We start from the raw sequence: 22,932 nt of genomic DNA on the forward strand, positions 1-22,932 counted from the left end.
GCTCACTTGACACACTAAAAACCATAATCCTAACAGAAATCAAGCACAAGAATTTGATACTTATCCATAATTGCCCGTAGGTGGTCATGAAAGCGTCGATAAGATATGAGATATTATTAATTCTCATTGCATCATGATATAAATTCAATATTCCTAATTAAGAGCACACTCCAATGCAGCTAAGCGCTAACAAGACTGCACAATTTTTTATTCAAAATGAATATCATCAGGTTGAACTTGATGGTTCACGTCTGCTGTTATCTTCAGTAGGCAGTGAAGAGCGTATCCCGTTTACTATTTGGAGTGGCAAGATCGCTATAAAACGCGGATTGTTTTGGGGATCGCTACAATTTTTTGCTAATCAACAAGATGGAACACAGCGCAGTTGGTTAGTACAAGGCTTACCTTGGGATCAATGTCGTCAATTTGCACGCGCGTCAGTTACCGCTTATCAGAAGTGGCACGACACGCAATGTGAACAATTGGCTGAACACGTACCTCAGTGGGAAGCTGAATTAACACGTCTTGAGCAACTCCCTGCTTTTCTACCGCATTCGAAGGTCAATACTTGGGCTGATATGGTCAACTCAGGCCTAGAGAGTATGACTATGACGCTAGAAGAGGCCGCGCAGCGCATGCCAAATCGCATCGCAAGAATGCAGCCATGGTTGTCTGAAACGGAGATCAAGCAAGCTGAAAGAAACCAGCAATGGCTAGAGACCGAGCGAAAGAACTGGGAAGTGTTGTTTGCGCAATGTGAGTCGTCACCACTGAACTTATCGCAGCAATATGCGGTGTTGATGAATGATGATCACAACCTTATTTTAGCGGGTGCAGGCTCGGGTAAAACCAGTGTTCTAACCGCTCGCGTCGCGTATTTACTGCAAAGCCATCAAGCTCAAGCTGAAGAGTTGCTATTGCTCGCTTTTGGTCGTGAAGCGGCAGAAGAGATGAAGCAACGTCTCGACAGCAAAATTGGTTTATCAGCAGAGAAGGTGCAAGTCAGCACTTTCCACCAGTTGGGTTTAAAGATACTGAATCAAGTTGAACCTGAACGCGTGGTTATTTCTCCTTTAGCGCTCGATGACAACCAACGCCAAGCATGGTGCATTGATTGGTTGAAGAAGCACTGGATGACACCGACCAACTTTAAACGTTGGCAAAAGCATTTGTCTAAATGGCCAATCGCTTATTTAACCGGTGACGATGAGCTTGGTAGCCATGTTTCAAACCTCAAATTGATCGGTTGGCTTGAAAAGCAGCTTGAACAGTTAAATGTGTCGGGTTTAACGAAAAAAGAAGTACAGCAACAGCTGATTGACCACCGAGACTATACGCGCCTCAACAGCGAGCTTTCACTGTGTTGGCCATGTGTAACCGCGTGGCAAAAGGAGCTGAAAGAACAAAATCATATCGACTTCTCAATCATGATCAGCCGAGCTACTCAGTATGTCGAGAAAGGCAAGTTTATCTCACCTTGGAAGTTCATCATGATCGATGAGTATCAAGATATCTCACCTGATCGTCTTGCCTTGGTTGAAGCACTTTGTAATCAGTCTAAAGCCAAGCATCAAGCCTCTATTTTTGCAGTAGGCGATGACTGGCAGTCGATTTACCAATTTGCGGGTGCGGATGTGGATTTGACCACGGGCTTTAAGGATCGTTTTGAAAGCTCGACCATACATCACCTAGATACCACTTATCGCTTTAACAATCAGCTAGGTGCAGTTGCCAATCGCTTTGTACAAGAAAACCCAATTCAGATTCCGAAAGAACTGAACAGCTTCAAGCAACAAAAGCAGAAGGCGGTGTACAGTGCGCCAAGCAAAGAAGTTGAGAAGATTCTTGATCAACTGAACCGTCAATCCAAAGGCAAAACCAATAAATCGGTGTTGCTACTTGGACGTAATCATTACCACAAGCCAGAGTTGTTGGAAGATTGGAAGAAGATCTTCACCTCCATTGATATCAAGTTCATGACTTGCCACGCCAGTAAGGGTAAAGAAGCAGACTTCGTTATTATCCTTTGCGTGGATGAAGGACAATTCCCAGCGAAGAAGAAGCAACTGCATATTGATGGTGCATTGACTGAATCGTCAGACGTGTTCCCATACGCGGAAGAGCGTCGTTTGTTCTATGTAGCAATGACGCGAGCAAAAGAGAAAGTGTGGATCACGCACAGTGGCGATGGTTTTGGCTTCGTACAAGAGCTACACGGCTCCGACTATCCTGTGGTGCGTAAAAAGTAGTCGCCCCGCTAGGGTGTTTTGATAAGGGCTCAAGTCGCATTCGCCTGTATTTTATTTGCAGACATAAAGCAGAAGGACATGCATATGGAACATGGATCAATCAACTATATCGAATTTGCCGCGAAAGATATTGCCGCGACCAAGGCGTTTTTCAGCCAAGTGTTTGGTTGGAACTTTGAAGACTATGGCCCTGAGTATTCTGCTTTTGAAGGCAAAGGCTTAATGGGCGGCTTCTATTTGGCGGATCTGGCGTCGAATACGGATAACGGCGCGGCGCTGATGGTTTTCTATAGCCAAGATCTTGAGCAAACCGAGCGCGATGTAACTGATGCTGGTGGTCAGATAAACCGTGAGATCTTTAGCTTTCCCGGTGGCAGACGTTTCCATTTCAGAGAGCCAAGTGGTAACGAGATGGCAGTGTGGAGCGATAAATAGAGAGACTCTCGCACTGTTTTATGATTGAACTGTTTAATGTCTGAAAACGAGACATAAAAAAGCCTGCGATAAAATGCAGGCTTTTTAGTCTGTTCAGTAGAGAGCACATTTAACGTGCGATTACGTGCGCTCAGCTAGGTACGCTTCGTAGTCTGGGATCTCGATGATTACTTCTTCTTCAAGCAGTGAAGAGTTAAACAAGAAATTAGCGGTAGCGCGGTTAGTGGCCACAGGAATGTTCCAAACACTTGCGATACGAAGCAGTGCTTTTACGTCTGGGTCATGTGGTACAGCATTAAGTGGATCCCAGAAGAAAATCAGCATATCGATCTTGCCTTCAGAGATAAGCGCGCCAAGTTGTTGGTCACCGCCCATAGGGCCGCTGATCATGCTTTTGATTGCTAAGCCTGTCTCTTTACTTAGTAAAGAACCAGTCGTGCCCGTTGCGTAAAGGAAGTGCTTTTGTAGTTTTTCTTTGTTCTCTTTGACCCATCTTAGTAGCTCAGGTTTGAAGTGGTCATGAGCGACCAAAGCGATATGCTTATGTGTTGGCATAGTGCGCGTCGTTTTTTGCATGAATGTTCCCTAAATTGTTGTTTCGTTTTTATTGTTTTGAGTTCTTCAGCCAATATAGCACTAAGGATTCACACTGAATACCGGACGAAACTCAGAAGGTGACAATGAGTCGGCGATAATTTGATCTTTGAGAGTTGCAGGTGTCAGCGCTTCGATAATCGGTGCGCTGTGTTGCTCGTAAGGTTGACCGCGTAAGTAACTCGTGGCTTGTTTTACCGACAAGCGACCTTGCTCAACCATTTTATCGGTTGGCGCAAAAAGTACCTTGTTACGAAGTAAACCACGGTAGGTTCCGTGACTTAAGTAACTCGAAATTAACCCAATCTCTTCGGTTTTATCGGCCGCTCGTAGCTCACTGATCGCTGCTTCAATCGCGACGGCACTTCCGACTATATATTGTATATCCGGCTCCTCGATCACCTGTTGTACTAGATTTCTTTGAAGTTCTTTATCGTTATCTGCCCAATAGCTGATCGCAATTTTGATATCACTCGACTTGATCGCATCATAAAACCCCAGCGCTACAGGCTTAGTGCCGCCACTCGCTTGTGGGCCAAGTAACAGGGCGATAGGTGTTTCGCCTGATCCTTTCGGGTGTCGTTTCGACAAAAACTCTCCGACTTGGTATCCCATTTGGTACCAATCGACACCGACTGTGCCTTTCAGTACCTTCTGTTGTTCTTCATTGACGGTTAACTCATTCACCGTAGCAAACACAGGTGTCGAGCCAACCCAATCACTGAGATTGTCATGGTATGCATCGGGTGAAACGGTGCCTAAAATAATGGCATCGGCTCCCCATTGTGTGCAAAGCACCAGTTGCGAGGCTTGTTTGGCCACGTTGGGGTAACCGCCAGCTTCCAAAACTCTTAGCTCAACTTGCTGCTTTTCTGCTTCAGAGATCATTCCATAGTTTACCGACAACCAATAAGAGTCTTTGAGGTGCGGATAAATGGCACAAATTTTCTCTTTGTGTGATGTGGCTTCGGCTGGTTTTATTGGGCTCAAAGGCTCGCTAGCACTTGCGACAGTAGTCACTGAGGCCAGTAGTGAGAGAAGAATTATTGAAGCGAAAGGTCTAGATAGCATGAATTGCCGTTTTATTGGTTTTAGATAAGAAACACTGCAAAATATAGCGTATTCTGCATGGGTAAAGAAGAACGTTTTAAGGTTTAGAGTTTATGTTGTTAGCTTCAGCGAGTATTGGACGCAAGCTGCTGGCCTCATTCTTAGTGATGGCACTGTTGGTTCTATTGTCTGCATTGATCGGTGTTTCTGGTTTTAGCTTTGTAGCCAAAACGGAAAGAAACGTCGTTGATTCGGCGCTTCCTGCCATGATCGAAGCTCGTCAGGTTTCTGAGTTGAGTAACCGTATTATTTCGTCAGTACAAACACTTTCTAATGCGAGAAACGAGGCCGAAAGAAAAGAGGCTGGCACCGTACTGTTTGACCAACTTGAGTCGCTTCTTCAACATATCAAAGAGCTTGGTGTCGACAGTTTCGATTCTCAGCTCCTCAATAAACTCGAAAACAATGTTCAAAGCGTTATTAACACACTGGCTGAGTTGGGGGTGTCGGTTGAGCGTAAGCTTTGGTTAAGCAAAGAGTTGTCGTCTCGTGTCGAAGAGATGGGCCTATTGGCCGAAGAGCTAGAGCAGTTGACGCGAACCCAAGTTTTGAACACGGCTACCATTGCGGTTGCTAACGTCACGCATATCTATGACCTGCTAGAATCCAAAGAAACGGATAAAGCCTACCAAGCCTTAGATGCGCTTGTAGAGGTTGACCTTGATTTGTCTGAGCGCCTACACGAATTGCATTTGCTGGCGTTCAAAATGCTTAACCAAATTGAAGAAACGCAAACCGTTACCAACGTAGAGCGTATTCATCAAATCCAATCAGAATTTGAATCCAACCTAAGAATCATGGCGCGCCGCGTTAAAGCGGTCGAAGATCCTACTCGTTCAGCGCAGATGTCTCAGCTTCTAGAAGAGCTCAGAAAACGCCAAGTCGTGTTCGATATTTCATTAGAACAATATGAGAACACCAAAAAGTCAGAGTTTCTGATGCAAAATACGTTGGAGCTGTTCTCTCAGCTGAATACAACGGTTAACCAACTGGTTGATGATTCAAACCGCAGTACCAAAAAAGCGGTTGATGAGCTGACCAGCACGTTGAATTTGGCTCAATGGTCACTGTCTGTGATTTCGGTTATTGGTTTGGTTATCGTTGCATTTATCGTGTGGCGAGTGGTGTATATCTCGGTTGTTAAACGTCTTACTGAATACTCATCGGCCTTGATGTCTATCGCACAAGGTCGCCTGAATATTGATATCTCGGTAAAGGGTAATGATGAGCTGGCTCATATGGGCGAGGCGATCATCACTGCCAGAAACACCGCGCAGGCGCTACAAGTGGTTGCGGTGGGTGAAGCAAAGGCGAAACGCGAACTTGAAGAGCACAAAGAACACTTAGAAGAGTTGGTCACAGACCGAACCTACCAGCTGCAAAAGACCAATGAGAAGCTGAACATCGAGGTAGAGAACCACGCTAAGGCTCGTAACGCCGCAGAACAAGCAAGCCGCGCAAAATCCGCTTTCCTTGCGACGATGAGTCATGAAATACGAACGCCGATGAACGGTGTATTAGGTACTGCAAGATTGCTCAAAGATACCGGGTTAGACCCGCTGCAATCCGGCTATGCAGACATCATTAACCGCAGCGGTAAGAACCTACTCGCGATTTTGAATGATGTGTTGGATTACTCAAAGATTGAAGCAGGGCATTTAGAAATCCGCACTGCTTCGTTTGATCTTCATCAGATGGTTCAAGATACCTACCAATTGATGGAAGGGCGTGCCGCTGAGAAGAAGCTGAACTTTGATTTCCATATTGAAAGTGATGTGCAACGCTATTGGCGTGGTGACGTAACGCGAATCAGCCAAATCTTGAATAATTTGGTCGGTAACGCGATTAAGTTTACGGAAAGTGGCTCGGTCGATATCTTTATCAGCTTAGATATCGAAGATGAAAATCGAGTGATGTTTGAAGTGTCAGATACAGGTGTCGGTATTGATGCTAGCGAACAAGCTTGTCTGTTTGATGCCTTTACCCAAACCGATAGCGGTCGCAACAAAACCGGCGGCACAGGGCTTGGATTAGCGATCAGTAAAAGCATCATGTTGGCAATGAACGGGGATATTGGCGTTCATTCTGAAGAAGGCGAGGGTAGCCAGTTCTGGTTCTCACTGCCACTTGAAGCCGGTGAGAAGATAGAAACGAAAGTACCGGTCATTGAAGCGTGTATTCGAGCTAAAGTACTTCTGATTGAAGATAACCCCGTAAACTGCATCGTTGCTGAAGGCTTCTTGCATAACTTGGGGCACGAGGTTGTGATTGCGACAACCGGACAAGAAGCGAGAGCCATATTCAGTGAGCAAGAGTTCGATATTGCGCTGGTGGACATTAACTTACCCGACTGCGATGGCGTCGAGTTAATTCAACAACTCAAAGACGATGCGCTTCAGCATAAAAGTGAAGAAGACGTAATTCGAAAAGTACCCCCAATGATCGCAGTATCGGCTCATGTGTTTAACGAAGAAGTGGAAAGCTACTTGTCGTCTGGTTTTGATGGTTTCTTGCCTAAACCGCTTGAAAAAGAAGCGCTTTCTCAGCTCATCGTTGCTCAACTCGATGGTGAAACACTATTGTTGCCACAGCCCGATCCAAACGATGCCGTTTGTAAGCAAAACGGTAACCGTGTTATTAAGAGCAACCATGATGAACTGCACTCGACACAGGTGGCTGATGTTTTGACGAAACGCGCGACGACTACTGACGCTCAAGATGAAGGAGACACTCCGGTGAAACTGATCGATTCCAAAGTGATAGAGGGTGACCTATCGATTCTTGGTTTAGAGAAAATGAAGCAAATCGTTGTGCTTTTCGAGGAGAGCAGCAACCTTACTTTGAATGAATTAGTCGAGGCGAGTGAAGCCGATAATGGACGAGAAGTGAAGTCTTTGGCGCACAAGCTTAAAGGATCTGCAGGTAGCTTGGGTTTATCAGCACTGTACAGTTTATGTCAGAGCATTGAAGCAAGTGAAGCCCCATTACTGCATTACAGAGATAACGACCAAGCTTTATCCGAATTGGTTAAAGATTCGTTAGAGGCCCTCCTCCCTTATGTTTCTGCTTAATGGTGTAAGTTTGTTTTAAGCAATACCCAATCAGCAAGACCAACAAAAAATCCTCTGTACGAATATCGTCAGAGGATTTTTTGTATCGAGCAAGTGAGCCTTCTTTCATAACGACTAGCCTCTTAAAACTAATCTCTCCCAAGAGCTTGAACTAAAACCAAGGCTTATTACTTATTATCTATTTTCAAAGCGGTTGTAATCCAACAAACCAAACTCGATCGGTTGGTCTTGTTGATACCAACGATGAACGCGATCACTGAATGGCCAGAACTCGCTAGAACTGCGTCGTACCGCAAACTTGTCTAGCAGCGCCACGTAGTCCTCTTCCGTGTTTAAGTTTTGCAGCGTTTTGACCAGAGTCGGAATCTCGCTCTCGGTTAATGACAGGTAAGCCGCAGGGTAGCTACCGACAACGCCTCTTACGAGGGTTAAGTCATCATTGGCGTAATCACGGTTACCTTCTTCATTAAACAAGCTAGAAATGTTGCTGTGCGCGTTATTGTGAATCATGGTGAACAGCTGTTCTTCGCCGTTTTCACCTTCAATCATGATCATCACTAATTGAGGCACATGGCGCAGGCCTTCTCCCTTAATCAAATTCACTTGATTAAGCAGTGCTTCATTCTTTCTACCAAAACCCGTTTCAACAATCTCAAAGCGATTATCGAGAACAGGTGCGAGCTTATCTTTGATCATATTAAGCAGTTCACGCTTCGGATCAGCCGTTTTGTAAACTACGCTGGTCGGCTGATCAAAAGGTGCTATGTTTCGTTGCAAGTAGTCACTCAGTTGTGCGCTTTGGTTCTGGTACCAACTAGAGTGTTCAATGTGGCGAACGTCTTTAGGAAGAAGGGTTAAGAAGTTACTCTCACCTTCAAGACGCAAGAAGTCCATGAACATGCGTGTAATCAGTTGGTGGCCAAAGTTGCCGTAAACATCGAAGCCCGCAACGAGAAGATAATGAATACGCTCTAGAAGAGCATAATCAAGAATCCACGCAGTCTTAGGTTGCGTGCCAACTAACCCTTGTACAACAGAGGCGCTATCGAAGTGCCTAAAGACGGTGAGAGCAGCATTCGGGTTGATGCCATCGCCATCCCAAATGATGCCAGTGTCTAGGTTCACGCCACTTTCGAACCATTGATTAGTGAAGTCGGATTTCGCGTTTAAGTATCGCGCTTGTTGCTTCGCGTATCTTACCCAGTTGGTCACAGGTACGGTGTTGCTTTTTAGCTCGCTAGGCAGCTTTAAGTTTTTCTTTTGGCTCGCGTAGAAGGCATTTATTTCTGGTAAATCGGCTTTCTCTGGGTCGATGAAGAAAACCCAAAAACGGTCGTTAATCACGTTCAAGGCAAGTTGACCACGACACACAGGTCCTTTGATGTAGGCCATGATGGTGTTTTGCGCGTTATCCAACATGAAGTGGAAGCGCGAGTTTACTGGCAGCGCTTCAAATGATGTCATTGGGTTAGCTGAAACATCGATGTCGTAACTAGGAAGTTGTTTTACTTCGTAATTCGCGTCAACAAACCAGGTATTCCACTTTTGTAGACGCTCTTTATTAAGTGCGAAAGGCATGTGCGTTTTGTCGACGATAGTGCCTTGTTCTGGAATCAGACGGTAGTAAACACGGTCTACTTTTGGATCGTCATAAGGGCGACGAGTCGTGATGCGCTGTACCGCTTCACCCGGAGGTGTTGCAGAGCGAACAACAGTGAAGAAGCGTGTTGGCTGAGCTAAATCAGAAAAATAGACATGAGATAAAAACAGGTGCTCGTAGATGTAACGTGCTGAAAGTTGGCTCTTATTGTCGCTCTTATTTAAAAAGCTTTCGTAGACATTAACGAGCTCTTGTTCCGCATCATTCAGCGGAATGTGGTCGTTCATTAACGCGCCATTTTCCAACCAACTCATTAAAGTCGCGTATTCGGTTTTATCTAAATTCGGCATCCCATAAGGCATGCCCCAAGTTGGGTAATCTCTCTCGTATTGGGCGTACTCTTCAATCGTTGGGCATTGTTGGTCGCGATCGGTTGAAAAGTCGAAACCTTCTAGCTGGGTTTGATCGGGTAGAGGGTGATTCTCTTTCTGGATCAACATACGAGAAACAAGACCTGCATCGAGGTTAGCGGTTGAGTTCTGCATACGCTCATTGAGGACAGGATGAAAATCCGCATCACGCCACTCTTGTGTGGTTATAGCATCTTCAAACAAGCGAGTAGGGGCAGAAGCAGTTAAACGGGTACCTTGATAAACGAGTGCTTTGCTTGCACCTCGGTCTATACCTTCTACTGAAGACATCTTTAACTGGCAGGGCGCATCATAACAAGCGTGACAAACCACGCATCGGTTATCAATGATGGGTTTTACTTCGTTAATGAAGTGCTGTGCTTGAGCCGAAAGAATAGGGGCTTGGCGATCGCGTACTTGTTGCTCACCAAACAACTCGTCGAAGTTTAAACCTGCGTAGACGGCACAACCTGAGAAGACGCTAACAAAAGCTAAAATGAAGAGTTTTTTCAAATTCATACGTATTTATATATTAAGCATTTTCTCTAATTATATCGAAAATGATTGAAAATGCTCATGTTCTAACAATCTTATAGATAAGATCTTGATGGAACCGAGTAACTTGTCGATGCACGTCACTCGCTTTTGCTCATAAATTAGGGCTTAGACCCAGCCAGATTAAGCACTAAGAGCTAACAGCCATGAGCTAAGAGTAAGACTCATTGATTGACGTAACAAACAGAGAAAGGGACAGACAATCGCTCAAACTCTTTGATCCAGCGCCACTGGTTGTCTTGCAGTTTATCGCCAGGGCCTTTGACTTCAATCCAATGAAACTCACCGCCCTTGAACGCAATTAAATCCGGCATCCCAGTTCTAAATAGCTTTAAATCACTCAATATCACTTTGAAGAGATCGACAACTAGGGTATTTGGAATCGAAGCCAAGCTGTGTTCGATGAGTTCCTTAGGAAAATAATTCCAATGAACAAAGGGATTCGCGATACCTTGCTTTTCATCGTAAGTATTGAGCAAATGGTTTAGCCCATGTTTGGATATCGTCTGAAACAAGGCTTCAACCTGTTCGGCTCGCTTGTCTACGAAATCTAAATGGTACAGATCCAATGGTCGATGTTGGTATCGATTGATAAAGGCGCCTTCAACGTCTGCGAAAATGACATCCCAGAAAGCCAAACCAAACAAGCCACACAGAAAACTGTTTTCACAAAAGTAGACGTCCCAACCTTGGTTCTCAAAATGCTGCTTTACCGCAAGCTCTACTCGAGTTTGGCTGAGGTCCAATTCCAGTCTTATCTCTTTGCAGATCGGCTTTATGGTTCGTGATACTTTGTGCCCCTGTTTCCGTAGTAGCCTGTCTTCAAGCTTAATGGCGACTTCTAACTCTGACACATCCGATGGAGCAGCTTTCATTTGCGTGACAATGTCACACATTAAGTCTAGCTCGTCTTGCTTGTCGTAGATGCGCGCAAGTCGTTCTCTGCTGGGAGGAAGTGTAGATTGTCTGAACCAAAAGATAGCTTGGTCGTTTAGCTTAAGTCTTTCTAGATCGCGAGCAATATTATTGATCAAACGCGATCGTTTTCTGGCAATGCTTCTGTGTTCTGATTCTTCAGGAATCGAGTTTAAAAGTAGTTCCAGAAAGTCATCGTCTTTGCGGTTACCTTCTGAATACAAGCGTTGAATATCGCGCATCTGGAGTAATTGATTGAGTTGATCTCTGGAAGTGAAGAAGCGGCGCTGCTTGCTTAATGGGTAGTTCTCAAAGGTATTGAGCCCAAGATCGCTTAAGACGAATTGGCTTAATTCTTGATAGGTGTTGGCAAAGAACAGTAACAGCAAAACATCGATAACTTGAGCTTCGACGACGTAAATACAGTCGAAAGGGAGGACTTGAAATTGATCAAAAGGTTGCTGATCAAGCAGTAACAACAGATCATCTTTCTTGGCAGTTCTATGGCTCTTAAGGGCGGGGAATACATTCAACAGCTCTGGTTTGGTGAGCAAGTGCAACCCGAGCTCGATCTCACTAATGGCGAGGTCATGCTGTTCTTCGGGGTGACTCAACGCAATGAAGCCTGCGGTGCTTAGCTCTTGTAGTGAGCTATTTAAATCAGAAATCTCAACATAGTTGAGTTTATCGCTGCGAAACCAACGCCCTTTACGAGAAAGCAAACGAACCATTAAGCATTGGCTTGAAACTGAAAGACGTTTGTATGCGGACAACCAACGACATTCATCGTCACTCAGAAGATCGGGATAGAGCGTTTGAGCGTGTTCAACCAGTCGATTGAAGTTGTCGAGATAATAAGTAGGGGAGAGCTGAAGAGTGGTTTCGGTCGTCAATGGAGAAGTCGCTTGATACAAAAAGAGCCTAACCCTAAGGTTAAGCTCTTCAGTAACAAATTCAATCTTTTCTGTTGATTAAGCTTGCGATGCTTTTAGTTCAGCAACTTTAGCTTCAGAGATTGGCTTAGTGATGATTGCTAGAACAATACACACTGCCATCATAACTGCAGAGATTGTGTAAGCTAGGCCGTAACCTTCGCCGTTTGACATTGAGAAGCCAACAACTGCTGCACCGATAGCGCCGCCAATACCCCATGCCGTGTAAAGTACGCCGTAGTTAGTACCGTAGTTTTTCAGGCCGTAGAACTCAGCAGTCAGAGTTGGGAATACTGCTAGAAGCGTACCGTAACCAACAGCTGCGATAGCTGTACCAATGATTAGCGTGAATTCAGAGTTGAACGTAGCGAATAGAGCCATGTTCGCGCCTTGAAGGATGAACGCTAGAAGTAGAGTACGTACGCCACCGATTTTATCTGCAAGCATACCCGCAGCAACACGGCCACCTGAGTTGAATACTGCAAGGATAGACGCTAGGTAAACTGCGTTTGGCAGGTTAGCTTGAACGCTAGCAATCGTAGTGATGTTACCGATGATCATTAGACCAACAGATGCAGCGAATGCGTACATGATCCATAGAGAGTAGAACTGAGGAGTCTTCAGCATTACTTTCCAAGTTAGGTCTTCAGTCTTCTTAACCGCTTTAGGAGCTTGGCCTGCTTTTACTTTAGGCTCAGCTGGCGTGTAATCCGCTGGTGGGTTGTTGATTGTTGCTGCTAGAGGTACTGCGATTGCAAGTACACCAACACCAAGAATCATAAAGCTAGTTTGGATACCCATGCTGTCGATTAGCGCAGAAGTTACTGGTGCTAGGTAGATAGCTGCAAGACCGAAGCCTGCTGCGATAAGACCGTTAACCATACCTTTCTTAGAAGAGTGGAACCACTTCATTGCAGATGGAGAAAGACATGCGTAACCGAAGCCGATACCAGCACCTGTCATAATACCGAACGTGATGTTCAGCATCATAGGCGTTGTAGCGAAACCAGAAGCAATCATACCTAGGCCTGTAAGCGCTGTACCTAGGATAAGGATCTTACGTGGACCCATACGGTCTTGTAGGATGCCCGCAACAAGAAGACAAACAGAGAATGTGATAGTTGCAATAGCGTAAGGTGAAGATGCTTCAGCAGCACTCCAACCAGCTTCAGTTACTAGCGCTTTGTTAAATACACTCCAAGCATACAGGATGCCAAGACAAAGGTTGATACAGAAGCCTGCTAGCAGGATACGTGTTGCTTTATCAATCTTGCTCATTTTTATTCTCAGTTTTGTCATCGGTTAGTGGAGAGCCACTTAACTAAAGACGGGTTATTGTGATTGTTTCTTCAAAATTAGTTTGCGTTTATCAACAGATAGCGCAAAAGAGCGCGGATTATAACCAATAAAAATGTGATTGGAATCTCTTTTTCCATTTTCGGTAAATTAAATTCAGCTTGTTAATGAGTTGTTTTTTATTGGTCTTTAAAATGTATTCAACACCTTTCTGTTTTGTTATTTTTCGCTCTGTTTTCTTATTATTTCAGGGATTTTGAGGTGATGGTTTTTGAATAGACACGTATTCCGTGCGGATATCACAGAGTTACAAATAATTTTAATTAATTTCCAAGGTTAAATTTGTGTAACAAAATAAATCGAAATAGCGCTTTGTTCATATGAGACAAGGAGTAACGGAGTTTTATTAAAAACAAAATGTTACGTAATTGTTAAGGGTGTTTTTTGTTAGCACCTTTGCTTACATTTTGTTCGATTGGAGGGGTTGTGTTGTCCGTAAAAAGTGGGAAAATAGTACGCAAACTGAGATTCCAAATTTGAAAGGATGCGTTTCCAACTTATGGTGAGGCGAGTATTATGAAACTGTTTTTAATTTTATTGATGTCAATTTCTGGTGGTGTAGCGGCAGCTGACCATATTCACTCTTTCCTATTCGGCTTCTATGTTGCGGCTCTAGCAGTTGGTAGTTGCTACTGGCTTGCATTCCGCAGTACGCGTTTCCCACAGTTGGCATTAGTGCTATTGATGTGTGGCTTTTTTGCGAAAATTGCAGTGACTGTTATCGGTGTTTCTTGGGGTATCTCGAACGATATCATTCAATCGCCGTTCATTTTCTCATTGTCATATCTGTTCTTCTTAGTGGTCGTGTCTTACGTTTGGTTTGCGTACCGCGATAAACTGACGATGAAAAAGCGCGCTAAACAGGTAGAAGAGTCTCGCAAACAAGCGGCTGCGTAATTCGATTTGATTCTTAAAAAGCCTTCTTCGGAAGGCTTTTTTGATCCTGCCTATCTGAACTCTATTATTTGGTTATGACGGCAGATAAAAGAAACCCCAATATGGTGACATACTGGGGTTTCTTATTATTTATCTATTATCTAGCAGTTACCATCTACCAAAGGCAACTCTGAAGGTGTGTTACTTCTTCATCATCTTAGCGAGATCGGCGAACGGGTTGTGTGTCGCTGACTGATGATCATCTAAACTCGCTTTTGCATCCACACCATAACGCTCATGGTCAGTGTATTTTGAATGCTCATGATCGTGACAGTACAGGCACAGTAGCTCCCAGTTGCTGCCATCTTCAGGGTTGTTTGTATGGTCGTGATCCACGTGGTGAACGGTAAGCTCTCGGAGGTTTGAGTAAACAAATTCACGCGCACATTTACCACAAACCCAAGGGTACAGTTTTAATGCTTTTTCGCGGTAGCCTTTCTCTTGGCGAGCATACGCTGCACTCGAACCTGTGAAATCAGAAGACATTGCCAAATCCTTATCAATTGTAATATCCCGATTTTATCACAGCTTTCTTGAAGCTGTCGGTATGTCGTTCGTAAATCATTGTTAAATGATGCGGGGGATTTTCCGATATTAGACTGAAGTTTGAATACGGACTTATCTTTTACACACTAACGCTTAAGCGGGTTATGTCTTTCTGGAATAAGCCATGCTTAACAGTTTGAAAATAAATCGTATTCAGGGGTTTTAACCGCAGACATGTGACCTAATATCAGTTTGTGAGCCCCTATATTAATAAGGAAATATCATGTCAGAACAATACACTCCGCCAAAAGTTTGGGTTAACGATACTGCTGGTGGTAACAAATGGGCAAACATCAATAGTCCTGAATCTGGAGCTCGCTTTGATAAAGAGCTTCCTGTTGGTGACCATGCTTTTCAATTGTATTCTCTTGGCACACCTAACGGTCAAAAAGTCACTATTTTGCTGGAAGAGTTGTTAGCGGCGGGTGTTAAAGAAGCTGAATATGATGCGTACTTGATCAACATCGGTGAGGCTGATCAGTTCTCTTCTGGCTTTGTTGGCGTGAATCCAAATTCTAAAATACCAGCACTTGTCGACAAGTCTGGTGACGAAGACGTTAATGTTTTCGAATCGGCATCTATCTTGATGCATCTAGCAGAAAAATTTGGTCACTTCTTACCAAAAGAAGGGGCAGCAAGAACACAAACCATTAACTGGTTGTTCTGGGCACAAGGTTCTGCGCCATTCCTAGGTGGTGGCTTTGGTCACTTCTACGCTTACGCGGATGAAAAGCAAGAGTACCCAATTAACCGCTTTGCGATGGAAGCTAAACGTCAGCTAGATGTGTTAGACAAACAGCTCGCAAATAACACATTTGTGGCGGGTGACGAGCTAAGCATCGCTGATATCGCGATTTGGCCTTGGTATGGCAACCTTGTGCTAGGCAAAATCTACGATGCAGCCGAATTCCTGCAAGTAGAGTCCTATACCAACGTCGTACGCTGGGCGAAGCAGCTAGAAGCGCGCGAAGGCTTCCAACGCGGCCGAGTGGTTAACCGTTCATTTGGCGAAGAGTGGGAGCAAGTACCAGAGCGCCATTCTGCAGAAGACATTGACCGAGTTTTAAAGCTTAAGCCTTAGTTCTTTTTTGAACGTGTTTTTGGCAGACATACCCTATCGGTCTTAATGTTAATGGCTAATTGAAACGCCATATCTCAATCGAGATATGGCGTTTTTCCGTTTTAAGGTAGGGAGAGGTTTTGCAATTGGAATGAGAGTCTCAATTATCATTTTGTTTATCTTATTCAATCGCTTATGAGAAATGGTCTTTGTGGTTAAGACAAAAAACGATAGTCATCGAGATGGAGTAAATCTATAAGATAACGGTCCACTTAAAATTACGATCAACTTCGCTCAATGAAAAAAAACTTAATTGCGCTGGCTATCATATCCGCGGCTCTTTCCGGGTGTAATCACGATTCACTAAGCTATAGTGACGGCCCTGATACGGTTCCTCCAACAGACATTATTCCACCAACGGATATTGTTCCACCGACAGATATTGTTCCACCAACGGATATTCTTCCGCCGACTGACATTATTCCACCAACAGATATTATCCCCCCAACAACTTACATAGGTTCACTGTTGTCGAGTGGGGCGTTTGTGTCTGGAGATGTATACTGTGACGGCGTTCATCTTGAAAACGGAACGTTCAGTGTTAAACAAGGCGTGAGTTTTAGTTGTACCTTGGGTCACCTTACTTTAGGTGATTTCACTGCTCCTTTCCCTGAAGTTACAGAAAGCACGATTTCAAATGATGCGCTTCATGCGGCATTTGAGTTGACAGAATTACATGGAGACAACGTTACTAAGGTACTCGAATCAATTGATGTTTGTGAGACTGAAAGTGCTATCTGTTTAAAAGAACTGGATGCTTTTGATATTGAAGGTGTGTTCTCGCAACTTGATGATCAAGATGCTGTCGATGCGTACTTTTCATCGAAAGAAGAAGAGTCTACAGATGAAGTAGGTAAGGCTCCTAGTTCACACGTAGACACAACAGTTGTTCCTGCGGTTGATCCTAATGCGGACAATAACCTTAACGCTGGTTTTGTTTCTGCAGACGCGGAGTCTACCTATGCTTATAAGCCAAGTGTTGAAGGCAAGGTGTTAACTCGCAGTAAGCTTACAGACGCTAATGGTACGCCGATTTCTGGGATCAGTTTCTTTTCGGCTAACGCGACGGGCGTGACGGATGAAGAGGGAGTCTTTGAGTACCTGTGGGGCGACAGAATCGTTTTTGGTATTGATACGTTTGAGTTTGGCTCCATTACGGGTAATCAGGTTGCTTATAAATTGTCTGATGTGACCAATAATGTGGTTGAGAAAGCGAATATCCAGTCATTACTAGAGCGCTATGCGGTTGATCATGTAAGTTATTATGAGATCTCTGAAGAGGTTCAGGATACGTTCTCAAAGTACCCGAATGTTATTAACGAACTGATTAACCTAACTCTGCCAAACGGTGGGGTAATAGAAGGTACTGACTATGAACTTCCTAATGAGTTTGTTGTTCAGTTTAGCCAAGGGTTAACGGCTGTAATCGACGAGGAGTTACGTCAAACACCTCTGTTTATGGATTATGTGCGCCAACCTGTGATGCTATCTATGGGTTCTGGCCACTATGTTACAGAGTCTCTGCAGCAAATATTCCATAACGTAACGACATTCCATGTTTTTAACGACAATGGCAGTTTTTATGGTGCGACGGGTTACACCCGTGGAATGCGAGCTCTAAACATTTCGAACAGAGCCTTCCCTGTGATGATGCCGAGAGCTGACAAGAACCGAGAGATTCCTTTTGGAGAGCATCAAGCTTGGACTCGTGAAGGCAAACCTTACATCGCACAACACCCAAGCATCTCGATGCCTTCGATTCCTTTAGTCTCTGAAGACAACGCGACTTATGGTTTTCCATTCGTTACAGCAGGCGAGATAGGCAAAGGTAAAGTCGTGTTCATGGGTAATGGCTTATACCCAAGTATTCTGTCATGCCCAGAAAATTATTGGGCCAATCGAACATTGCATATCGATAGCAACAAACAACAGTGCACTGTTTCGACGTTCGAAAACCTACTGCATGATGACCAAGGCAGCATGAGGTTGTTTTTCTCGAACTTGTTTGAGTGGTTCAATAATGGTCTGCCTATTGCTGGGATGAATGCAGTCACCAATATTGACCAAGCTTATTCGGCTTATCACCACTCCACAATGGGTAAGCAGTACACGTTTTTTGTTAGTCCTCAGTATGGTTTTGCATCAGTAGAAAAGCGTGGTTCAGGTGACTTTGATGGTTTAGATATGAGCACTACGCCGATTTTGATCCTTCAGGCATATCCCCCTAAGTTGGTTCAAGATGGTATGACTAATCAGTTTGTTGCTGACTTGGATAACCCGAACTTAAGCCAAGACGATATTACCGCTCTTATCAACTATGTTAATAACGGTGGCAATATCTTATTTATGGATGCGATTCAAACGACAAACCCTGAACCTATTGGACGCTTCGCGGATGCCGCTGGTGTTTCACTAGGTGGTGAAAACGTTACGCCGACAAACCAAGCTTTCTGCGGTAGCTCTTATTATTGCCAAGCGCCGTATCCAAATCTTCACGTGAAGAGCGAAAAGGAAATGGTGGTTCTTGAGCGTTTTCAAGATAACCAAGGAGAGCCTCCATTCACGGTAAATCAAGATGGTACGGTTGAGTGGATCAAAGATGAGTCCAAAATCAAGTTTGAAATCCCGACTTATGAGGTTACTAAGTTAGGCCCTGAAGGGAAACCAGTGCTTGATGAGTCTGGCGTACCAGTCATGGAGACCAAATCCGCACGTATTTTTGTTGAATCGGCAGAAGAGCGTGAAGCGGCGATCAAAGAACTGCAGTCGGCATTCGTTGGCACTAAGCTTTGTAAGAACGAGTATGAATACGAATTTAACTGTATAGAGACTCGTTCTGGAGACGGCATCACTGTTCGTGGTGCTTATCATAGAGCCGATTTCGACCGCTATGAAGTGAGTAAAACCGTTGTCGACAGTATGGTGAAAGCAGCGAACTTGGGTTCTAACTTTACAGCGCTTTACGAGCACGAGATTTACTATCGCACGAAGGGCACTCAAGGTAAGCGTCTGTCTAACAGCGAATTGAATCAAGCGTTTGATAACCTGTCTGTTTGGATGTGGAATGACAACGCATACCGTTTTGAAACAGATATACAAGATGAGTTGGGGTTCAAGCAGGCTGTTCAGTTCCTAAACTGTTATACCGAAGACTTACATCAAACAGACACAATTGATGCACAGTGTCCTGTTGACCTAAAAGCGTCGTTAGTCGCTAATGGAATGATTCATGGCGAAGGTGAGTTATCTGGGCAGTTGAATCCTAGCTATCCATTAAATTACATGGAGAAACCTCTGACTCGCATCATGTTGGGGCGCTCATTCTGGGATCATGAAATCGTTGTTGATACCACAATGTATCCGGGTCGAACTTCGGGGGCATCTTCGTCAAGTACGGTAATGGTTCAGACCAACGGTAAAGCGGTGACGTATTCGGCAGGAAACAATCAATCGACAGGTCTGTGGGCACCTCAATTACAAGAAGTAACCATTCAAGATGGCGTGGCAGCTACGATTACTGTGATGATCGCGGATGATCTTACAGGTAAGCCGAATCACGAAACGAGTTTGAAACGCCCTCCACGTATGCAAACCAGCTTTGACTACAATGGTTCGAGCTTAACTTTCAAGGTTCCATATGGTGGCCTTATTTACATTCAACCGAAAGTAAAAGAGCTTGGTGAAGTCTCGTTTAGCATTGATGGCGCGTTAAAAGCGGCTTGGTGGAAAGAGGGACAGTGGATTAACACTATTCAATCGGCAGACGCACCAATTGCAGAAATCGATACGGGTTCATTTATTTACACTACACCAATCAGGAATCTAGAATCCGCTGATTTGAACCAATTCGCAACAGATATGAATCGATTCGCTGAAGCGGCAAGTGACTTCTACGGGCGTGATGAGAAACAAAGCACTGGTTTACACCGTAGGTTCACTTATCCAGAACTGAATGCGTTCCGCCATCGTTTTGTGAATGACGTGCAGATTTCGATTGGCGCTGCTCACTCTGGCTACCCAGTGATGAATTCAAGTTTTAACGCAAATCGGACATACATTCCAACCAACCCTGTGAACGATTGGTTGTTGTGGCATGAAGTTGGTCACAACTTAGCATCAGCTCCTTTCCTTGCGGCTGGTAGTACAGAAGTGACCAATAACCTTCTTGCGTTGTATATGCAGGAGTTAGAGGGGCGCAATGCAAACCCTGAAATGGATCGTATTAAATCGGATATTAAGAAAGCACCTAAATGGCTAGAGCTTAATAATGAACATGCGTGGTCACATGGTGATGCAGGTTTACGATTAGTTATGTTTGGTCAGCTAAAAATCTGGGCAAAATCGAACTTTGCAATTGATGATTGGTATACACGCGGCGCAAGCCAATCTGATGTGTATGGTGAAGATGAAGGCTGGAACATGTTCAAACTTATGCACCGTAAAGCTCGAGGTGATAGAGAAGGCGACTCGAATACTAACTATTGTAGCGCTAGCGAGACTGGGCTTTCTGGTGGAGACCTAATGATGGTGTGTGCTTCTTATGTTTCGAACTATGATTTAAGTGACTTCTTTGTTGCTTGGAACGTAGGTGAAACCTCCATGACTAATGCTGACGGTTCAAAGTCTTACAGTGGAGGCATCAGCGATAAAGGTCGTAGTTTGGTAGAGCAATTAAACTTGCAGAAGCCAAAGAATAGTCCTTTGAAGATCGACTCTATCTAATAGGGACAACCTTTGTTTACACTGCCTATTGCTTGAATTAAACGCCACACTTCACTCTAGTGTGGCGTTTTTACAGCCATAAAAGAGATCTATGCGAAAAAGCAGGTTAAACTGCGCCTATCATAATTCTAAAGGATGGTGCCATGTACCACGGTCATATCTATTTCCCTCTGCGCTTTGCAGAGCAAGCAGAAAAACTGCGTCAGAAAATTCTATCAGAACGTAAAGATGTGTTAGAGACTTTCCCACTAATACAGCGTTTGGTTGGCCCGCATAAGATGCCGATGTTTGAGATTCACTTTGCAAACAAAGAGTCGGGTATTGTTGAGTGGCTTGATCAAGAGCGCGGCGATATGTCGGTGCTTATTCACCCAGTAACAGGCGGTGAAGAAACGCTAGACCACACAGTACGTGCGATTTGGCTTGGTCGTGAGCTAGGTGTGTTTGAAGATACGCTGACTAGCTAATCAAATATACCAATATTGCACTTAACTCATTCCGACCGGAAAATACATGAACAATAAAAAGGCTCCTCAAATGAGGAGCCTTTGTTTTAGGGAGCCGTTTTACCAAGAAACCGGTTATCAAGAGCCTCTGGTTATCGGGCTGAACCGTTAACCAGAGTAGGGGGATTAAGCCTCTGCTGTTGCCTTAGAGTCGCTCATCTTTTTAAGCGCAGCGTAACCGAAACCAGTTACAGCTGTACCCGCTGCAATCGCCACTAGGTACATAAGTACTGGAGAGATAGCACCAGGAATCAGTAGTACGAATAGACCGCCGTGTGGAGCCATTAGCTGAGCACCAAACATCATTGATAGTGCGCCAGTTAGTGCACCACCTGCCATACAAGCTGGGATAACACGCATTGGATCTTTCGCTGCGAATGGGATTGCACCTTCAGAGATGAAACATAGACCAAGAACGAATGATGCTTTACCCGCTTCACGCTCGCCTGCTTCAAACTTGTCTTTCACTAGGAAAGTCGCAAGGCCCATACCTAGAGCTGGAACCATACCTGCTGCCATGATTGCTGCCATTGGTGCGTAAGTTTGCGAAGCCAGTAGACCAACACCGAACGTGTAAGCTGCTTTGTTTACTGGACCACCAAGGTCGAAACACATCATTGCGCCTAGAATCACACCCAGAAGAATCGCGTTAGACGTTCCCATGTTGTTTAGGAAAGTCGTCATTGCGCTCATCACGCCAGAAACAGGGCCACCCACGATGTAAACCATCACAAGACCAGTGAACAAACTCGCGATAAACGGAATGATCAGGATTGGCTTGAGGGCTTCCATGGATTGTGGAAGTTGAACCTTGTCGGCAATGAATTTCGCTGCGTAACCGGCAATGAAACCCGCTGCGATACCACCAAGGAAACCTGCGCCTGTTGAGCTCGCCAACATACCGCCGATTAGACCTGGAGCCAGACCCGGACGGTCAGCAATCGAGAATGCAATGAAACCAGCAAGAACAGGAATCATCAGTGCGAACGCAGAACCACCACCGATAGTCATCAATGCTGCTGCCAGTGTGCCTTCTTCTTTAAACGCTTCGATACCGAATACGAAAGAGAGTGCGATGATCAAACCACCCGCAACAACCACAGGAAGCATGTGCGATACACCTGTCATTAGGTGCTTGTACACGCCTTTCTTCTCGTCAGCAGGCGCTGAATTAGAAGAAGCTGTGTGTTGGTATGGTTTAGCTTCTGCGAATGCTTTTTCCATCTCTTGCTTTGTTTTCTTCAAAGCAGGACTTGTCGTTGTTTTGTACAGTGCTTTACCGTTAAAACGATCAAGAGGGACGTCGATATCGGCAGCGATGATAACAAGATCAGCGTCTGCGATTTCTTGGTCAGTCAGTTGGTTTTTCGCACCTACAGAGCCGCGAGTTTCCACTTTAATTTGGTGACCTAGGCGTTTGCCTTCTGCTTCAAGCGCTTCAGCTGCCATAAAGGTATGTGCAACGCCAGTTGGGCAAGCCGTAATCGCTACGATCTTTTTGCTGCCTGTTGCTGGAGAAGTACCAGTAACTTGGATAGATTCTTCAATTTGAGAAGCGTCCAGTACTGTTGCTTCTGCTACCGCTTTCTCTAGAAATGCTTTTGCATCCGCTGTGCACTCAGAGATAGCCGCTTGGTACACTTTCTTACCGACAAAGCGTGCTTTATCAACGTTTGTGTTGGCTGCGATAACCACAACGTCGCTGCTGTCGATAGTGTCTTGCGATACGGTTGAGTCTGGTAGCACGCTTGATTGACATTCAATAGCGGCGTTCCAACCCAGTGCTTTTGTCGCTTGCTCTAACAAGCCTGCGGCGATGATGCTGTTTGCTACGCCACTAGGGCAAGCTGTGATAATGGTAATATTCATAATAAA

The 22,932-nt window shown here is 44.6% G+C and carries 15 protein-coding genes; 8 read left to right on the forward strand and 7 right to left on the reverse strand.

Features of this window, described 5'->3' with window-relative positions; all coding sequences use genetic code 11:
- Positions 1 to 173 precede the first annotated feature (173 nt).
- Positions 174 to 2,249, forward strand: a complete 2,076-nt coding sequence (gene helD / locus A142_RS15415) for a DNA helicase IV (protein WP_019825784.1) — start codon at positions 174 to 176, stop codon at positions 2,247 to 2,249.
- Between the two features lie 84 nt (positions 2,250 to 2,333).
- The gene (locus A142_RS15420) at positions 2,334 to 2,684 is read left to right on the forward strand and encodes a VOC family protein (protein ID WP_019825786.1); all 351 of its coding nucleotides are present in this window, start codon (positions 2,334 to 2,336) and stop codon (positions 2,682 to 2,684) included.
- 120 nt (positions 2,685 to 2,804) lie between these two features.
- Here the strand turns inward: A142_RS15420 and A142_RS15425 are convergent, their stop codons facing one another.
- Both A142_RS15425 and torT read right to left on the reverse strand, forming a co-directional pair.
- Entirely contained in the window at positions 2,805 to 3,260 is a 456-nt protein-coding gene (locus A142_RS15425; RefSeq protein ID WP_017064778.1) for a methylglyoxal synthase, read from the reverse strand.
- A 60-nt stretch (positions 3,261 to 3,320) separates the two neighbouring features.
- Entirely contained in the window at positions 3,321 to 4,268 is a 948-nt protein-coding gene (torT, locus tag A142_RS15430; RefSeq protein ID WP_231625674.1) for a TMAO reductase system periplasmic protein TorT, read from the reverse strand.
- Here torT and A142_RS25735 point away from each other — a divergent pair.
- Positions 4,213 to 4,377 (forward strand): hypothetical protein, encoded by a 165-nt coding sequence (locus A142_RS25735; protein ID WP_241813117.1) that lies wholly within the window; start codon positions 4,213 to 4,215, stop codon positions 4,375 to 4,377. The two genes, torT and A142_RS25735, sit on opposite strands and share 56 nt — an antisense overlap.
- Positions 4,378 to 4,441: 64 nt before the next feature.
- The gene (gene torS / locus A142_RS15435) at positions 4,442 to 7,459 is read left to right on the forward strand and encodes a TMAO reductase system sensor histidine kinase/response regulator TorS (protein ID WP_019825790.1); all 3,018 of its coding nucleotides are present in this window, start codon (positions 4,442 to 4,444) and stop codon (positions 7,457 to 7,459) included.
- A gap of 174 nt (positions 7,460 to 7,633) precedes the next feature.
- Here torS and A142_RS15440 read toward each other — a convergent pair whose 3' ends face one another.
- The 3 genes from A142_RS15440 to A142_RS15450 all read right to left on the reverse strand — a co-directional run bounded on the left by A142_RS15440 (position 7,634) and on the right by A142_RS15450 (position 13,149).
- Positions 7,634 to 9,988, reverse strand: a complete 2,355-nt coding sequence (locus A142_RS15440; RefSeq protein WP_019825792.1) for a fatty acid cis/trans isomerase — start codon at positions 9,986 to 9,988, stop codon at positions 7,634 to 7,636.
- A 200-nt stretch (positions 9,989 to 10,188) separates the two neighbouring features.
- A complete protein-coding gene (locus A142_RS15445) occupies positions 10,189 to 11,853 on the reverse strand; it encodes a VRR-NUC domain-containing protein (RefSeq protein ID WP_019825794.1) in 1,665 nt (554 codons plus the stop codon).
- Between the two features lie 57 nt (positions 11,854 to 11,910).
- On the reverse strand, positions 11,911 to 13,149 hold the full coding sequence (locus A142_RS15450) for an L-lactate MFS transporter (RefSeq protein ID WP_019825796.1): 1,239 nt from the start codon (positions 13,147 to 13,149) through the stop codon (positions 11,911 to 11,913).
- Positions 13,150 to 13,743: 594 nt separating this feature from the next.
- On the opposite strand from A142_RS15450, the gene A142_RS15455 reads away from it, so the two are divergent.
- Entirely contained in the window at positions 13,744 to 14,124 is a 381-nt protein-coding gene (locus A142_RS15455) for a hypothetical protein (protein ID WP_019825798.1), read from the forward strand.
- A gap of 180 nt (positions 14,125 to 14,304) precedes the next feature.
- Here the strand turns inward: A142_RS15455 and A142_RS15460 are convergent, their stop codons facing one another.
- Positions 14,305 to 14,649: a YajD family HNH nuclease gene (locus A142_RS15460; RefSeq protein ID WP_017060876.1), complete on the reverse strand. Its 345-nt coding sequence runs from the start codon at positions 14,647 to 14,649 to the stop codon at positions 14,305 to 14,307.
- A gap of 283 nt (positions 14,650 to 14,932) precedes the next feature.
- Here A142_RS15460 and yghU point away from each other — a divergent pair, with 283 nt between their 5' ends.
- The 3 genes from yghU (at position 14,933) to A142_RS15475 (ending at position 21,018) form a co-directional block, all read left to right on the forward strand.
- A complete protein-coding gene (yghU, locus tag A142_RS15465; protein ID WP_017064768.1) occupies positions 14,933 to 15,790 on the forward strand; it encodes a glutathione-dependent disulfide-bond oxidoreductase in 858 nt (285 codons plus the stop codon).
- A 276-nt stretch (positions 15,791 to 16,066) separates the two neighbouring features.
- On the forward strand, positions 16,067 to 20,551 hold the full coding sequence (locus A142_RS15470; RefSeq protein WP_019825801.1) for an SslE/AcfD family lipoprotein zinc metalloprotease: 4,485 nt from the start codon (positions 16,067 to 16,069) through the stop codon (positions 20,549 to 20,551).
- Positions 20,552 to 20,694: 143 nt separating this feature from the next.
- Positions 20,695 to 21,018 (forward strand): DOPA 4,5-dioxygenase family protein, encoded by a 324-nt coding sequence (locus A142_RS15475; RefSeq protein ID WP_019825803.1) that lies wholly within the window; start codon positions 20,695 to 20,697, stop codon positions 21,016 to 21,018.
- A gap of 165 nt (positions 21,019 to 21,183) precedes the next feature.
- Here the strand turns inward: A142_RS15475 and fruA are convergent, their stop codons facing one another.
- A complete protein-coding gene (gene fruA, locus A142_RS15480; RefSeq protein WP_019825805.1) occupies positions 21,184 to 22,926 on the reverse strand; it encodes a PTS fructose transporter subunit IIBC in 1,743 nt (580 codons plus the stop codon).
- Between the last annotated feature and the right edge of the window lie 6 nt (positions 22,927 to 22,932).

This window comes from Vibrio splendidus 12E03, assembly GCF_000272105.2.
Taxonomy (GTDB): Bacteria; Pseudomonadota; Gammaproteobacteria; order Enterobacterales; family Vibrionaceae; genus Vibrio; species Vibrio splendidus_I.